We start from the raw sequence: 14741 nt of genomic DNA on the forward strand, positions 1-14741 counted from the left end.
AATAAAAAATATAAAAAAGTTCTACAATTCAAGAGTACAGTTCGATAAACGATACCGCCTCCGACCCATAGTATATCAAAAAGAGCGCGGAATTACACGAAAAAAAATATGACAAGGGATGATACCCCTGTCATATAAATAAATCTTATAAGAGTTCAATTTCACCTGAGCATACGTTAGAGATCTCTCCTGAGCTGTTTTTAAGCAGTAGACCACCTATTTCATCCAAACCCACTACCACACCTTCAGAACGCCCCTGAGGGCTGTTCAGTGCGATCTGGCGCCCCAAAGTCACAGACATGGACTCCCAAAGCTCCTTTATAGGTTTAAAACCTTGCTTCATGTACAGATTGTAGTGCATATCCAGTTCGTCCAAAACCGCCCTTACCAGCTCAGAACGGTCAACTGGAGCCCCCCCCCGCTCAATCCGAAGTGAAGTGGCGACCTCCTGCAGATGATCGGGATAATCTTCCTCTGTCATGTTCGCGGAAATGCCAATTCCAGCAATGCAATAATGAAGCTCCCCTTCTCTTAGAGAAGATTCGAGTAAAATCCCACAAATCTTACGACCGCCTGCGAGCAGATCATTCGGCCATTTGATGCCGGCATCTACACCGGTCACCCGTCGAATTGCCTTGCAGACGGCAACTCCAGCCAGCAATGTCAGCTGCGGAGTCTCCGACAAGGGTAATTGGGGCCGTAACACAATACTCATCCAAATGCCCTTGCCACGGGGAGAGAACCACTTTCTTCCCATTCGGCCTCGGGCACCCGTCTGTTCTTCTGCGATGACGGTTGTTCCTTCCGGCGCGCCGTTTTCCGCTAAAAACTTAGCTTCTTCTTGTGTGGACACCACAGATTCCAGCAACTGAACGTTGCCTATCCAATTCGAAGCGGAGGTCTCTCGCTTCAGCTCAGTTAGCGACAGCGCTTTATCATCGCTCATGTCCATCCATCCTTTTTGCTTCAAGCAGCAATAATTGTTTATCATTAGGTAAATCACCTGAAGCGACCGCTTGCAGGAGTCCATTTAACATTTTGCCGAGCCATGGCCCCGGATGTTTGTCCAAAGACTCCAGCAGCTCATTGCCTGTAATCTCAAGCTCCGAAAGGCTGGTTAGCGGCATTTGCGCGATCCATTCTCTTGCCGCTTGTACATTTACAGCGGCAGGTGCGGTTACAGCCTCTGACGATTCCACGATGGAAAAGGCAGAAGAGGCAGCAGTGGGAAGAGCAGGTGCAGCTACTGGCAGTATCGCCAGCAGCGAGAGCCACCCTTCGGCGGCTTCCACGCCGAAGGCCAGCACGGCGGCGATCCATTGCCGCCGCAGACCTTCCATGCCGCCCATATCCGGCGGCATGGCCTCTAGCGCAGCGGTCCAAGCTTCGCGGACCCGCAGCACCTGGACGACGCCGCTCCGCGTCGTCCCCGAGAACGTCCATGCCCGCAGCAGCACATCGGCCTCTTGGGCCGACTGCTTCAGGGCATGGAGGAGAAGCGCCCACCGCAGGCGGGCGCTCTCCAGTTCCCCGATCCCGGCCGTTAAGGTGGCAGCAGCCGCCATATCGGTTCCGGTCCAGGGGAACGGGGCTTTGCCGCGCGCCAGCAGCTCGCAGCGCGCTAGCATGCCAAGGCCGCGCAGAGGATGCGGCCCCTCGACGATGCGGTCCAGCTCCGCGCGGACACGCTCCACAGCAATATGCGCCAGCTTATCCCGCTGGCGCATCAGGCCCCTCCACGTGTTCTTCGCGATGGAGAAATCCAGCACCGATGCAAAACGAATGCAGCGAAGCATGCGAAGCGCATCTTCGTCAAACCGCTCCTCCGCATCGCCTACACAGCGAATCACCTGTAGCTGTAGATCCTTCTCACCTGCGAATGGATCAATAAGTTCCCCATTTAATCCACAGCAAATCGCGTTGATCGTGAAATCACGACGACGAAGATCCTCCTTCACATCGTTCACGAAAAAAACATGTTCAGGACGACGATGGTCTACATAACCACTTTCTGTCCGGTATGTCGTCACTTCAAACCCGCAACCATCCTGTATCACGGTGACCGTACCATGAGCTAATCCTGTTGGCACACTGCGCGCAAAGATAGCTATCACTTCCTCCGGCAGTGCTGAGGTTGTAATATCCATATCGTGCACTGGCCTACCTAATAGCTCATCGCGAATACATCCTCCAACCCAATAAGCCTCGTGGCCATTTTGGGTTAACTCGGAAATTACAATCTCCGCTGCAATTGCCATCGCAGAAGGTGCCATTGTCCATTCCATATGTGACTCCTTACCCCCGAACTGGGTCCAGTCCAAGTACCTTGCGCCCCAGCACCCGGTAATAAATATCTTCATATTGTTTCGTTATCGAATCCTTACAGAAATCTTTGCAGGCTGTTTGTAAACAAGCTTCTCTGAACTGTTGCACCATACGTTCATCCGACAGGAGCTTAACTGCATATTTAGCCATAGCCGTTGTATCGCCAATCGGTGCAAGGAATCCAGTCTTTCCATGCTCTATAAGCTCAGGAATGCCTCCGGTTTGCGAGCCAATCGTCGGTACGCCGCAAGCCATTGCTTCCAGAGCAACCAGACCAAAGCTTTCCTTCTCGGAAGGAAGCAGAAGCAGATCAGCTAAAGAGATCACCTGAGCAATTTCATCCTGCCTTCCCAGAAAACGAACTTTATCTTCCAGACCCATTTCACTAATTTTGGCTTGGATTTTGGGAAGATCCGGACCTTCACCTACAAGCAGCAGGCGGGAAGGCAGTTCACGATTCACTTTGGCAAAAACGTCAACAACATCGCTGACTCTTTTTACAGGACGGAAGTTACTGATATGCATCAGAATCTTCTCATCAGGCGCTGCGAAATCTCCCCGCAGATCCGTTACATCACGCGGATAATAGACCCGATGATCCACGAAGTTATAAGTGAGATCAATGTCGCGGGTAATATCGAGGACATCCCTTGTTTCTCTAATAAGATCCTGAGAGACCGCCGTAACGGCATCACTTTCATTAATCCCCAGGCGAATCAAATCTTTAAGCGATTCATCCTGACCAAGCACCGTTATATCCGTGCCATGCAAAGTCGTTACAACCTTCATATCGTTCCCAAGCATTTGCTTTGCAAGGAAAGCACACACTGCGTGTGGCACTGCATAGTGAACATGGAGAAGATCCAGATTTTGCATTTTGGCAACCTGAGCCATCTTCGTAGCAAGCGCTAGATCGTACGGGGGATAGCGGAATACATAATAATCGTTTACTTCTACCTCATGGTAAAAAATATTTTTCTGAAACGTTCCCAACCGGAACGGGATACTATGTGTAATAAAATGAACTTCATGACCCTTCTCGGCCAAGAGTTTACCTAATTCAGTCGCAACTACGCCTGAACCGCCAAGAGACGGATAACAGGTAATTCCTATTTTCAGCATACGATCCATCTTCCTGTCTCCTTCTTCTCCAGTATTGATTCGTGTAATGAATCATCTATTGTTTGTCGGCCGCTTTCAAAAAAGCGAAGCGAACACCGTTTCTTTCAAAATCACAGGACTTCATTTCTCTAAGCTGTTCAAAAAAAGCTCTCAGGAGCGCAATGGCGTATTAATTCCAAGCACTCCTGGATCAATCATAATCAGCTTATTATATTATCATACAAACTTCGTTATATCCGTTCCTTAAGTAAACAATTCCACCGTATGAGGTACCTTGGTTGCAAACCCTTCTGCATAAGGAATCAGCCTGCGCTGGCCAAGCAGCATATCTCTCGAACGGACTCGTTCAATGTAGCCTTCCGTTAACGGTGTGGATACAGCATCCTCACCCGGAGGTTTGGTGAACTGGGAGCGATAGCAGGACAACGCCTGCTCCTTCAAGCCATATTGCTCAGTAACATCAACAATAAGATCGGTACGTCCTAAATCATTGATAAAATAGAAGTACAGCTGTGGAGCAGGAATTGCCGGCTTGTCCGGCATATATTTACGTAGTTTGGCATTAAAAACAGCCTCTTCCACCAGCTTGCTACAGGCGATATGATCGGGATGACGATCCTCCCAATAAGGAGCAAAAACTATCGTAGGAGAAAAGCGGCGAATTTCAGCAGTCACAGCCGCCACATGCTCTGCTGTAATAAAAAGCACTCTATCTGGCAGACCCAGGTTTGTCCGCACGGATGCTCCGAGAAGGTCTGCAGCTTGCTGCGCTTCTTGCTTGCGAAGTTCTACTGTACCGTTCGATGACATTTCCGCGGCTGTTAAATCGCAAAGTCCCACCTTAAGTCCCGCAGCGGTATGTTTTGCAATTGTTCCTGCCATACCGATCTCCGCATCATCTGCATGCGCACCAAATACAAGAATGTCCAGCTTCATTCATCAACACCTGGTTTGTATTTATGAACCAGTGCACGCCAAGCAAAATCACCACGATCAATCGCCTTCACAAGAACCTCCGCTGTGGCAATATTCGTAGCTACCGGTATCCCGTATACGTCACATAGACGAAGTAGAGCTGAAATATCAGGTTCATGTGGCTGCGCCATTAATGGATCACGCATGAAAATAATAAGATCCAGTTCATCCTGTGCTACCATTGCACCGATTTGCTGATCTCCACCTAATGGACCAGACATGTAACGATGAATTTTTAAGTTAGTTACATCCATAATCCGTTGGCCAGTAGTCCCTGTAGAAAAAAGTTCATGACCTTCAAATACATGTTCATAAGCTAATACAAAATTTACGATTTCATCTTTTTTACGATCGTGGGCAATAAATGCGATCTTTAACATGGTGTTCTCTCCTGTCTATTCTATAAAGTGCTCGAATCCATAGATCAAGCCTGTATATCCCATTACCTTTTCAATACCCATCTTAACGCCTGGCATATATCCCGCACGCTCATAAGAATCATGGCGAATCTTCAAGGATTGTCCGAATCCGCCAAAAATCACTTCTTCTTGAGCAAACACACCAGGAAGACGGACACTATGTATCCGGAATCCGTTATAGTAACCACCACGGGCACCTTCAATGGTTTCTTCCTCTTTAGGATTACCTTGACGAAGTTCCTCACGAACTTCCGAAATCATCTCTGCGGTTTTGACCGCAGTTCCAGATGGAGCATCCAGTTTCTGGTCACCATGATACTCTATAATTTCCAGATGCGGGAAGTACTTTGAAGCTTGCGCCGCAAATTTCATCAATAGAATAGCCCCAATGGAGAAATTCGGAGCAATAAGTCCGCCTATCCCCTGTTCTTGACACTGCTTGTCCAGTTCCACCATCTGCTCCGGTGTGAATCCGGTTGTACCGATAACCGGACGCACTCCGTACTTAATAGCTAGCGCTGTATTCGTATACGCTGACTGTGGTGTAGTGAAATCCACAAGGACATCTCCGTTGCTTCCCGCGAGGGCGGCCTCAAGATCAGAAGTTACAATAACGCCTGAGTCTTCCAGACCTACCAGACGCCCTGCATCAATATCGCCCGAAGAACGATCTACTGCTGCTGCTAACTCCAGCTCTTCGTCCTGCAATACAAGTTTAACAACCTCTTTACCCATTCTTCCGCCTGCGCCGGATACAACGACCCTGATCTTGTTATTCATATTTTTTCCATCCTCGCTCTCACTAGTTATATAGTTATTGCATATACGATTGTATGGATTTCTGAAGGTCTCTCATCAATTCCCGCAAGCCAGAATCATCCGGATGTAACGAAATCACTTCTTTTAAGGCAGTCATAGCCTGTAAATGTTCATTCACTCGACTATGCGCGATAGCAAGCCATACATAAGCATCCCCATATAATGGATCAAGGGTAATCGCCTCTTTGAGCAGTGTAATCGGATGATAAGGGTTGCGAGTTTTGTTGTCTTCATCTTCTATCAACCGTTTGGCTTCCTGTACATGCATCATAGCCTGCAAATGCTGCAGATGCAGACTATACTCAGGTTTGCTGGTGTCCAGCTTTACAGCAGCCTGAGCATGAACTAAAGCTTTATCTAGCATACCACTGCGGGCATACGTTATGGAACAACGATATCTAACCTCGGCATCAGCAGGGCTTGCCGCAATTGCAGACTCGAAGCAAACAATAGCTTCGGCAAAGTCACTGCGCAATATCGAGCGGTAGGCCTCTCTTACATAATCCTTATGATCCATATACACACCATCCTCACGGCTAAATCCCGTTCGTTTGGTACAGCATATGTTATAGAGGCCTAATCGGTGTCTTTCGGTGTCCAACGTCCCGCATCACGGGTATTAAATTTATGCATTACCTTATTATGCGCTTCCGTCAGGTCTATCCCGAGAGAATTCGCAAAACAAACGGTAATAAACAGAATATCTCCCAGTTCAAGTTCAATGGAATTCTCAGCTTCATCAGACTTCTTAGGCTTCTCACCGAACTCATGATTGACCTCTCTAGCCAGTTCTCCGACTTCCTCGGACATGCGGGCCAGCATAGAGAGTGGACTGAAGTACCCTTCCTTAAACTGCGATATATAAGCGTCTACTTCACGCTGTATGTCACCAAGACTTTTGTCCATAAAATGTAACTTCTCCCCCTCTGTATATCTTGCCTTCTGTTTGCCCCTATGTTATCGTAAAGACGTTTTGAAGACAATCTTTTTTGAATATTTTAACACACGCAAGAAAAGGTATACTTATTATAGGAAAAGAAAAACTGCCTACAAAAGGCCTAACGAGGGATTTCATGAATTCAAAAAAGGTAATTACAATCAGCAAGACAGTCGCTCCCATCTTGCTCGGAGCCGCAGTATATGCCTTCGGGCTACTGTATTTCATCATTCCAAATCAGTTGATGGAAGGCGGCGTAACCGGGATCACACTTCTCCTTAATTATGCCTTTAGTATTCCCATCTTTTTATCCACACTGCTGATCAACCTTCCTTTGTTTCTGCTGGGCTGGAAAGTCCTAGGCGGGCGGCAAATTGTGTATACAGGTGTAGGGATCGGGGCGTTGACCTTTTTCCTGTGGGTTTTCGAACGAATGATTACTGCGGGATGGATTATCCCCTTCAGTACCGAACACGACTTTATTCTTGCGGCACTGTACGCAGGAGTAACGCTTGGAACGGGGCTTGGGCTAGTATTCCGTTTTGGGGGTACAACAGGTGGTGTTGATATTGTCGCAAGAATTCTGGGACGGAATTTTGGCTGGAGCATGGGGCAGATTATTTTGGCCATCGACATTATTATTATTGGCTCTTCCATCCTCTACATTCCTAAAGAAAAAATACTTTACACACTTGTCGCAGTTTTCATCTCATCACGAGTTATAGATTTTATCCAAGAAGGTGCCTATGCCGCCAAGGCATTTACAATTATCAGTGATGATGCACCGCAAATTGCCGATCTGATTACAGCGGAAATGGATCGTGGTGTAACCCTCATCCCTGCCATTGGTGCTTATTCCAAGCAAGCTAAATATATGGTGTACTGTGTAGTCTCAAGGCAAGAAATTCGCCGGCTAAGTCTGCTGGTCAAATCCGTTGATCCACGCGCCTTCGTAATTATTAGCGATGTACACGACGTACATGGAGAAGGCTTTCGAGAAACCTAAATAAAAAGGAGTGTAGGCCATTTCAAGCCCACACTCCTTTTTGCTGTTTATAATTTCACCCTACGGAATCGGCTTCCAATTCTGATTCTGACCACGGTACTTGCGATAAGCTACATAGGCTAACGCAGCTATAATGAAGCTTGCTGCTAACCCTCCCCAAATCCCAAATTCTTGCGATGCCAGCGGCAAGGACAATGCGGGTTCATCCTTCTCTTTTCCGAACATCACTCTTACCGCATCCTGACCATAAGATACAATTTCAAGCAGGCGGGCACGTTCAACTTTTTGTGAGGACGAAGGAATGCCGGCCGCATATGAGAGCCAAGAATCAAAAGCACTCACAACTTCAGGCTGGCGGGAGACAATCACTGCCGGACGGATGTTATCATACCTGCCCTGCAGTCTTTCCAGAGCTGTTTTCCAGCCCGCCAAATCATTTGCAACCGCACTTTGCTCCATCGCATTTAGATCCTCACGAATCAGCTTGTAGTACTGAAGCCAGATAGGCTGACGCGGATGATTAAGACTGTTGGCAGCTAAACGTAGCTTGGCGGCTGACGCTTCCCATTGCTGTGGATTTATTTTCGCGCCTGCCACGGTAGCCTTCAGGTCCATAATGACCCCTGACAACGCATTAATCCCCTCCACAGAGGTCATTCCCTCAAAGGATGTGGACACAAAGATCTTGGAGATCGCTTCGGTCTCCTGTCGAACCTTCATTACATCCCCTTCCAAAACATACCCATACAACGCCTCAGCGGCTTGTTCCAGCTGCTGTGCTCCAGTCTTTCCGCTCATTACTGCCAAACCGTTGCCCGAACTAACGTCGGCGCTTTGCTTCGAAGCATTGCCAGACCCTTCGCCATCATCCCCTAGCGCTGCTGAAGCCTTTACAACATCCATACTGGTCAGTAGCCAGCAGAATACTAGCACAACCACTACATAATATCTCCCGCGGAGCATGAGACTCCCCCTCCTACCCAAGAAGAAACGACGTTGTCGTCTTTTAAAGACGATATTCGTTTCTCGTAAAATTATAAGGATAAAGTATAGTATAAAACTTATACTTCTTATAATTCTAAATGTATGGCAGGGGGACAAGGGATAGAACTGCTTACTAACGTCTATTCTTGAACTGATAGATTGACTCTACCGGTCTTTGTCTTCTACTAAACAACCAAGCAGCTGCAACACTAAGCAGCGTAAGCGCCATAGTAAAGTACTGTACCTGAATTACATAATCGTTCAAAACAGAAGGTAACCACGGATAGATTCCGTAAGAATAATCCAGCATATCGTTGGCGAGTGTCCATAGTAAGGCTAATGGAATCATTTTGCGGAAAGAAAAAAACCTTGCATAAATCAACGCTTCAACTGCCATCCCCGTATGGGAGATTACCAGCATCCAATCTTTCCAAACCAAAACATCACCGTGATAACCCCCGGCAAAAATAATGCTCACTGCCCATATCCCGTACTTCACTGACGTAACGACCGCCAAAGCCTCAATAAGTTCCCTTACATTGTTTCCTGTGTAGCTTTTTGGAGGGAAGAGCATCAGCAACAGAGCTAAGGTAAAAAACAAACTTGCGGTTGGGCTATCCGGAACAAATGGAAGCAGCCAGTGTGGATAATTAGCCGCAGTGAACTCCAGTTGATTGCCATACCATATGTAGCCATAAATTGTGCCCAGGAAATTTACGATAAATAACAACCAAATAATTCCCCGGTTCTTAAACAGTTTGTTAAACCAATGAACTGGCATACAGATTATTAACCTCCCCAAGTAGTGGCACTTTACATTTAGACATACAAAAACCTGACCGCATGCACGATCAGGTTGCGTTATCATTATTTTACTGTTCGCTTTTTTGTTTGGCAAGCCAGCCGGCCAAGGTATCGATATCCGCTTCTGACAGACCTGCTCCCAACGCGGTATCGTACATTTTTGGCATCTGCCCTTGACCCTCTTTTATAATAGTAAGGATTGCTTCTTTGTCATGGGTGTCTCCAACTCCACGAAGTGAAGGTCCGCCTGCCCCTTTCAAATCCGCTGCGTGACAGGTGATACAAGTGGCTTGTTTGTAGAGCCCCATAGCTGGATCATCCTTGTCCACAATCGCTACTTCTTTTGCCTTAACGGCGCTGGAGGTTGGAAGACCTTTTGCCCTGTTCTCCGCCGCCTTTTCTTCCCGTTGAACATCTTCAGGAATCTGACCCGTTTCAGCCATTTCATGTTTATATTCAGTCCAGGCTGTATTGGTCAAATAAACAATTGCTGCAAGTGACAAGAACATTAAAGATGAAGCAATCGGCCTACGGTAAAAGCGACGCTCTCTACCCGTATCCAGAAAAGGAGCCAACAGAAGTGAACCAAAAGCCACACCAGTAACTCCTAGTGTACCCAGAACGATATAATCGCCCGAAGCATAAGGGAGCTTCAAATACTGATAGAGAAACAAGAAATACCAGTCAGGAATCGGGATAACCGTAGCACTAGCATTTGCTGGAAACCCTAGCGGAGCTGGCTCTGAAATAGTAAGTACTAATATTCCTACAAGTACAACGACTCCGACCATCCATTCCTTCAATAGAAAGTTAGGGATAAAGGCTTCCGATTTGCCGGGGTAAGCCGTGTAGTCCGGAGGTGTGATAAATCCGTTCCCTTTGCGAACTCTGGAATCACCGACATATACAACCTTTTCCTTAGAATTGTTTCCATGCGCCATCCGTATTCCTCCTCTCTCAGATTAACTTACAACGGTCCGGAAATCCCTTGTCTGCGGATCATAATAAAGTGTCCTACGAGCAGACTAAGAAGCACCGCTGGGAGGAAGAATACATGTAGTGCGAAAAACCGAGTTAAGGTTTCGGCGCCAACAATCGTTCCGCCTTGCATCAGTTCCTTCAGCACCGGCCCCATTACTGGAACAGAATTGGCTATTTCAAGAGTTACCTTTGTTGCGAAATAAGCTTTATTATCCCAAGGCAACAAGTAACCTGTTAAACCAAGCCCCAACATTACGAAGAAAATCAGCATTCCAACTACCCAGTTCATCTCACGCGGCGCTTTGTAAGAGCCTGTAAAGAAGACGCGCATCGTATGAAGGAACATCATAACAATTACTAGACTTGCACCCCAGTGATGCATCCCGCGGACAATCTGTCCAAATGCAACACTTGTCTGTAAATACTCAACACTAGCATAAGCATTAATAATGTCCGGAACATAATACATCGTTAAGAACATACCTGATAAAATCTGAATGACTGTAATAAAAAAGGTCAGTCCGCCAAAGCAATACACGAACGCAGAGAAATGATGGGCCGGATTAACATGCTCAGGAACCTCGTGATCGGCCACGTCTCTCCAAATTGGCGTAACATCCAAACGTTCGTCAATCCAGTTATAGACATTTTTAAACATCAGAACTACGCCTCCTCACGAGCTACTGTATTTGGCACAATGTCTCCCAAAAGCACCCACCCGTTATCGAATTTCGTTTTATACTGATCAAGCGGCTTAGGAGCAACCTCGAGATTTTTGCCAAGCTTTGTATAACGTGCACCATGGCAAGGGCAGTGATATTCGTCCGGATGAGCTTTATTGTTGTTCCACCCGACCGTACATCCCAAATGTTTACAAATCGGTGAAAGCGCATAAATATCACCCTTCGCGTCTTTCCGGATCCACGCAGTGAGTGTCGCTGTACTGTCGTACCATCCGTCCTTCTGTTTCAATTCAAAAGTAAATTCCTGGGGCTCTTCGGTGATTTTGCTTATCTCAGCAACCTTGATAAAATCTCCAGCACCCTTCTTATGTAATATCGGATCTACGACAAAACGGACCATTGGAAGAATTGTACCCGCCCCCATAAAAGCAGTGGCGCCACCAAGCGTGTAGGTCAAAAATTGCCTGCGCGACATCTCTTTACGGCTGGGTGGTTGTTCAGGCCATGTCTCCTGTTGTTCATTATGGCTGCTCATACTGTTATATAACCCCCTTCTCAAGATATAAGAAAGTATCTGTGGTGTCCGATCAGAGATGTCTCAATATAAATAATCCGTTTTCAAATCTTTTCAATGAAATACATCACATACCATTTGGATTCAACCTAATAATAGCTTAGGCTCCAAAACCCGTCAAGAATATTGTCTAATTTGTGACAGGCTAAAAAGCGGTTTCAACCTGTAATTGTTGATTTTCTGTCACATTTATAAGGAGTTCATCTCCGCCACATCTCTTGAATTTTGATACTAATTCCACTGTTATTCTTCCCTTCTGGAGAAGCCTCAATGATAGGCAGAGAGAGAACTAAATCGCTTTCATAGATTTGGCTTTCTTGGAGAGGTACATCCGCTGTCAACACCACAACATGCTGGAAACCACTGGATTTGACTTTTTGGCAAATCTCATTAATTAAATTCACATAACCCTCTCCAGCATACTGAATGGCTGGGTAAGTCACGATCCGCCCCTTGAACGGTATTTCCACCATATCCATGAAATTACGTAATCTTTCGAGTGCCTGAACGGTCTCAGGAGGACTCTCAAGTCCAGTTAATCCTGTAAAAGGTATGAGACATGTATCATAGAATTTTCGATTTTCTTCCCAAGTGTCCACTTCAAAATCGCTGAATTTCATTCCCATTCATCTCCCTATGTATAATTGTTAATCTTTTTGATCTTTCGCAGATCTTCCTGAAGTTATAGAACCCATTATATTGAAGGAGGAGGAGGAACGTCCAGATTTAGATTTTTTATTTTCGTCCGATTAAGCAAAGTGAGTAGATTATAAGCAAAAAAAGAAATGCGCTAAGCGCATTTCTTTATGCCAAACTTTTAAGTTCCTCAGTAAGATTTCGGAAAGCCATCTCATCTCCGGTAGCCAGCGCCGTGTCAATCTCACGGTGCAAGATGTCGGAGCGACGCTTTCGCAGCGCTTCATCCCACACCATTTCTGCCGCAAGTCCTAGCATCACTTCATACGTAGCCTTCATTTTGTCCATTCGATACACCTCCGCTGTTTAAGAGATCCTTTTTTCTTGTTATTTGATATTTTGATATCCATCAAGATGATTATGTTTTCGGTTTCAAGAGAAGCGGCACCTACTAAAGCATATTCATCAATCCTGTCTTCGTTCTACATATTTGCCCATTACGCTCAATACTTCCTCTATTGTACCCATCAGCAGCATTAACGGATTCCTACATCTGCGTATGTAATCCCCATAAGCCTTTTCGCATGCGCACCTCTACCGAAGATACTTAGGTACGGCTGTCTCTATCCCCCATGGCGTCATCATCACAGCGAGTCCACCAGAAGTCTCGCCCAATTTAAGCATCCCTAGGTGCACCATCATCCGTATTATTCGTTGCTCTAGAATAGAAGCAGCACTGTCATAATAAAACGGTTTAATTAGCCACCCCACACCATCCACTAAAGAAGGTACTGTCACCCAATTACTGGCGCTGATGCTTATCCAATACACAAGTGAAGGTAGATTTGGCACAGCCCCTTTATATAGTCTTAACCAAAAAGAGAATATCTGCATCAACGAATCACATTTTCCATCGTTTAACACAGCCTCACCGGTCGCAGTAAGCCTTAGCCGGAAGCCTTCCTCAGAGATCCAGCGGCGGTGACGAATATAGTCATACAAAAGCGCAAATCTTGGAGGATAATGCTCACAAGCTCTCCCATAACCAAACCTCCAACCGCCTTTGCTAAGAAGCTCCTCCGGAATATGAAGCGCGTTCATCACACCTTGCTGGTACCGCCTATACATTGCCCCTTCCTGATTCAGTTCTGGCTCATTGTCCTTAATATATCTCAGCAGCATTACCAGATCACTGATCATTAATTCTCCTTCACTGCGATACATAACAGGTTCAGGGCTAGTTGCGATGCTCTCTTTGATATGTGCACTCATCGTCTCCCGAAAACGTTCTTTTAAATCCTTGGGTACCTGGTACAAATATCTGGTCTGCTGTGAGGAACCACTAAAAAGCCAGCCTCCACTTTTGAAACGAGAGACCATCTCCCGGAAACCTCCAGTTTTCCCTTCAGGTGCATCAAAGGACGCTTGCCTTGCCACGGCCAACAAATCCTCAAGACTAAAGTAGGTGCGTTCATCAAAAAGCAATGTATTCAAAAACCGTAAATCCTCCGGAGCGCATTCCCGGATATGAGACTCCATAAAACTTCTGCTTCCAAGCATAATCAAAATACTTTGGATCAAGTCGTGTTTGGAATTCTGTTTGCATTCACACCGGTAGCGGCCCGCTATGGCGGTCAGCTGTCCAATATCTGCATAAGTAAGCATATCCGCCAGATTCATGTTTTATCGCCTCACCGTTTTACTACCATTATGGGGAATACTGCCTATTTTATTCCCTTTATTGCAAAAAAAATAACCCGAAGCCCGGGTTAATGCTGATTTTGCAGGATATGGCGAGTACAATTATATAAAATAGGATTCCATTCCCGCTCTTTCTTCTCCAGAATCGTCAAGGATAGATTGCCAATTCGTTCAGAATACTTATCCTTGTAAAGAGCAGTATACAGCTGAGCAAGAAATCCTCCATGGGATATGACGAGTATATTCCGATTGGGATGCAGTGCAGAAATATCTTCCATAAAAGCAAGAGCCCGAGCCTGAAGCTGTTCGTCGGTTTCTTGACCGAGGGAGAGCTGGCTCCATTCCTTACCCCACTTCTCTTCACGTTCTGCAGCAGTAAGCCCTTCTACCTGCCCATAAGCACGTTCCCGGATACGCTGATCAGGTTCTAATAGCGGAATTCCTAACTTGTCAGCAATAATCTTACCGGTCTCAGCAGCGCGGGAAAGATTACTAGTAACGCAGTAGTCCCAGCTGTACGGTTCCTGTAATAAGCGGTCAGCAAGCATTGCAGCTTGCATCCGTCCTTCATCATTAAGTGGAATATCACTTTGTCCCTGTATTTTCCCTATCGCGTTCCAGTCCGTCAATCCATGGCGTATCAAGCCGATTAGCATGTTGCCTCCCCCTTTTCAGCAAAGTATTTGTCTCTTAATGTAACATGGATGAAATAAAAAGTCTTCTTTTTATGAGTTTTACAATGCAAAAAGCCCCTCATTACATTAAGTAAAGGGAC

Annotated in this window: 18 protein-coding genes; 1 reads left to right on the plus strand and 17 read right to left on the minus strand. The window is 46.1% G+C overall.

Annotated features, from left to right (window positions below; genetic code table 11):
* Nucleotides 1-145: 145 nt before the first annotated feature.
* The 8 genes from NSS82_RS22380 to NSS82_RS22415 all read right to left on the minus strand — a co-directional run bounded on the left by NSS82_RS22380 (nt 146) and on the right by NSS82_RS22415 (nt 6566).
* The gene (locus NSS82_RS22380) at nt 146-946 is read right to left on the minus strand and encodes a biotin--[acetyl-CoA-carboxylase] ligase (protein ID WP_051490911.1); all 801 of its coding nucleotides are present in this window, start codon (nt 944-946) and stop codon (nt 146-148) included.
* Nucleotides 936-2285 (minus strand): CCA tRNA nucleotidyltransferase, encoded by a 1350-nt coding sequence (locus tag NSS82_RS22385; protein ID WP_076273554.1) that lies wholly within the window; start codon nt 2283-2285, stop codon nt 936-938. Before NSS82_RS22385 ends, NSS82_RS22380 begins: the two co-directional genes overlap by 11 nt.
* Before the next feature lie 10 nt (nt 2286-2295).
* A complete protein-coding gene (gene bshA, locus NSS82_RS22390) occupies nt 2296-3456 on the minus strand; it encodes an N-acetyl-alpha-D-glucosaminyl L-malate synthase BshA (protein ID WP_036676278.1) in 1161 nt (386 codons plus the stop codon).
* Between the two features lie 234 nt (nt 3457-3690).
* A complete protein-coding gene (gene bshB1 / locus NSS82_RS22395) occupies nt 3691-4383 on the minus strand; it encodes a bacillithiol biosynthesis deacetylase BshB1 (RefSeq protein ID WP_076273553.1) in 693 nt (230 codons plus the stop codon).
* Nucleotides 4380-4802 carry a methylglyoxal synthase gene (gene mgsA, locus NSS82_RS22400; protein WP_036676275.1) on the minus strand — a complete coding sequence of 141 codons (423 nt, stop codon included), beginning with the start codon at nt 4800-4802 and terminating at the stop codon, nt 4380-4382. The genes bshB1 and mgsA overlap by 4 nt, the downstream gene beginning before the upstream one ends.
* Nucleotides 4803-4817: 15 nt before the next feature.
* Nucleotides 4818-5621 carry a 4-hydroxy-tetrahydrodipicolinate reductase gene (gene dapB / locus NSS82_RS22405; RefSeq protein WP_036676273.1) on the minus strand — a complete coding sequence of 268 codons (804 nt, stop codon included), beginning with the start codon at nt 5619-5621 and terminating at the stop codon, nt 4818-4820.
* 34 nt (nt 5622-5655) lie between these two features.
* A complete protein-coding gene (locus NSS82_RS22410; RefSeq protein WP_036676272.1) occupies nt 5656-6177 on the minus strand; it encodes a tetratricopeptide repeat protein in 522 nt (173 codons plus the stop codon).
* 59 nt (nt 6178-6236) lie between these two features.
* The gene (locus NSS82_RS22415; protein WP_036676271.1) at nt 6237-6566 is read right to left on the minus strand and encodes a nucleotide pyrophosphohydrolase; all 330 of its coding nucleotides are present in this window, start codon (nt 6564-6566) and stop codon (nt 6237-6239) included.
* Between the two features lie 167 nt (nt 6567-6733).
* Here NSS82_RS22415 and NSS82_RS22420 point away from each other — a divergent pair, with 167 nt between their 5' ends.
* Nucleotides 6734-7603: a YitT family protein gene (locus tag NSS82_RS22420; RefSeq protein ID WP_036676270.1), complete on the plus strand. Its 870-nt coding sequence runs from the start codon at nt 6734-6736 to the stop codon at nt 7601-7603.
* A 60-nt stretch (nt 7604-7663) separates the two neighbouring features.
* Here the strand turns inward: NSS82_RS22420 and NSS82_RS22425 are convergent, their stop codons facing one another.
* The 9 genes from NSS82_RS22425 to NSS82_RS22465 form a co-directional block, all read right to left on the minus strand.
* Entirely contained in the window at nt 7664-8566 is a 903-nt protein-coding gene (locus NSS82_RS22425) for a sporulation protein YpjB (protein ID WP_076273552.1), read from the minus strand.
* Between the two features lie 154 nt (nt 8567-8720).
* Entirely contained in the window at nt 8721-9368 is a 648-nt protein-coding gene (locus tag NSS82_RS22430) for a DUF1405 domain-containing protein (protein ID WP_051490910.1), read from the minus strand.
* Between the two features lie 91 nt (nt 9369-9459).
* A complete protein-coding gene (locus NSS82_RS22435) occupies nt 9460-10332 on the minus strand; it encodes a menaquinol-cytochrome c reductase cytochrome b/c subunit (protein ID WP_036676267.1) in 873 nt (290 codons plus the stop codon).
* A gap of 26 nt (nt 10333-10358) precedes the next feature.
* Nucleotides 10359-11030, minus strand: a complete 672-nt coding sequence (gene qcrB / locus NSS82_RS22440) for a menaquinol-cytochrome c reductase cytochrome b subunit (protein ID WP_036676266.1) — start codon at nt 11028-11030, stop codon at nt 10359-10361.
* Between the two features lie 5 nt (nt 11031-11035).
* Nucleotides 11036-11590, minus strand: a complete 555-nt coding sequence (locus NSS82_RS22445) for a QcrA and Rieske domain-containing protein (protein ID WP_036676264.1) — start codon at nt 11588-11590, stop codon at nt 11036-11038.
* Nucleotides 11591-11829: 239 nt separating this feature from the next.
* Nucleotides 11830-12249 (minus strand): DUF2487 family protein, encoded by a 420-nt coding sequence (locus tag NSS82_RS22450; protein ID WP_036676262.1) that lies wholly within the window; start codon nt 12247-12249, stop codon nt 11830-11832.
* A 184-nt stretch (nt 12250-12433) separates the two neighbouring features.
* On the minus strand, nt 12434-12613 hold the full coding sequence (locus NSS82_RS22455; protein WP_036676261.1) for an IDEAL domain-containing protein: 180 nt from the start codon (nt 12611-12613) through the stop codon (nt 12434-12436).
* 246 nt (nt 12614-12859) lie between these two features.
* Nucleotides 12860-13945: a hypothetical protein gene (locus NSS82_RS22460; RefSeq protein WP_036676259.1), complete on the minus strand. Its 1086-nt coding sequence runs from the start codon at nt 13943-13945 to the stop codon at nt 12860-12862.
* A gap of 89 nt (nt 13946-14034) precedes the next feature.
* Nucleotides 14035-14622, minus strand: coding sequence for a histidine phosphatase family protein (locus NSS82_RS22465; protein ID WP_036676257.1), 588 nt, complete (start codon nt 14620-14622; stop codon nt 14035-14037).
* Nucleotides 14623-14741 lie beyond the last annotated feature (119 nt).

The sequence above is a fragment of the Paenibacillus sp. FSL H7-0735 genome (assembly GCF_038008505.1).
Classification (GTDB): Bacteria; Bacillota; Bacilli; order Paenibacillales; family Paenibacillaceae; genus Paenibacillus_AQ; species Paenibacillus_AQ odorifer.

What these genes read in the sequence shown, in the direction of transcription:
- NSS82_RS22380 (WP_051490911.1), bottom strand. Translation starts at nt 946, where the DNA reads ATGAGCGATGATAAAGCGCTGTCGCTAACTGAGCTGAAGCGAGAGACC.
- NSS82_RS22385 (WP_076273554.1), bottom strand. Translation starts at nt 2,285, where the DNA reads ATGGAATGGACAATGGCACCTTCTGCGATGGCAATTGCAGCGGAGATT.
- bshA (WP_036676278.1), bottom strand. Translation starts at nt 3,456, where the DNA reads ATGGATCGTATGCTGAAAATAGGAATTACCTGTTATCCGTCTCTTGGC.
- bshB1 (WP_076273553.1), bottom strand. Translation starts at nt 4,383, where the DNA reads ATGAAGCTGGACATTCTTGTATTTGGTGCGCATGCAGATGATGCGGAG.
- mgsA (WP_036676275.1), bottom strand. Translation starts at nt 4,802, where the DNA reads ATGTTAAAGATCGCATTTATTGCCCACGATCGTAAAAAAGATGAAATC.
- dapB (WP_036676273.1), bottom strand. Translation starts at nt 5,621, where the DNA reads ATGAATAACAAGATCAGGGTCGTTGTATCCGGCGCAGGCGGAAGAATG.
- NSS82_RS22410 (WP_036676272.1), bottom strand. Translation starts at nt 6,177, where the DNA reads ATGGATCATAAGGATTATGTAAGAGAGGCCTACCGCTCGATATTGCGC.
- NSS82_RS22415 (WP_036676271.1), bottom strand. Translation starts at nt 6,566, where the DNA reads ATGGACAAAAGTCTTGGTGACATACAGCGTGAAGTAGACGCTTATATA.
- NSS82_RS22420 (WP_036676270.1), top strand. Translation starts at nt 6,734, where the DNA reads ATGAATTCAAAAAAGGTAATTACAATCAGCAAGACAGTCGCTCCCATC.
- NSS82_RS22425 (WP_076273552.1), bottom strand. Translation starts at nt 8,566, where the DNA reads ATGCTCCGCGGGAGATATTATGTAGTGGTTGTGCTAGTATTCTGCTGG.
- NSS82_RS22430 (WP_051490910.1), bottom strand. Translation starts at nt 9,368, where the DNA reads ATGCCAGTTCATTGGTTTAACAAACTGTTTAAGAACCGGGGAATTATT.
- NSS82_RS22435 (WP_036676267.1), bottom strand. Translation starts at nt 10,332, where the DNA reads ATGGCGCATGGAAACAATTCTAAGGAAAAGGTTGTATATGTCGGTGAT.
- qcrB (WP_036676266.1), bottom strand. Translation starts at nt 11,030, where the DNA reads ATGTTTAAAAATGTCTATAACTGGATTGACGAACGTTTGGATGTTACG.
- NSS82_RS22445 (WP_036676264.1), bottom strand. Translation starts at nt 11,590, where the DNA reads ATGAGCAGCCATAATGAACAACAGGAGACATGGCCTGAACAACCACCC.
- NSS82_RS22450 (WP_036676262.1), bottom strand. Translation starts at nt 12,249, where the DNA reads ATGAAATTCAGCGATTTTGAAGTGGACACTTGGGAAGAAAATCGAAAA.
- NSS82_RS22455 (WP_036676261.1), bottom strand. Translation starts at nt 12,613, where the DNA reads ATGGACAAAATGAAGGCTACGTATGAAGTGATGCTAGGACTTGCGGCA.
- NSS82_RS22460 (WP_036676259.1), bottom strand. Translation starts at nt 13,945, where the DNA reads ATGAATCTGGCGGATATGCTTACTTATGCAGATATTGGACAGCTGACC.
- NSS82_RS22465 (WP_036676257.1), bottom strand. Translation starts at nt 14,622, where the DNA reads ATGCTAATCGGCTTGATACGCCATGGATTGACGGACTGGAACGCGATA.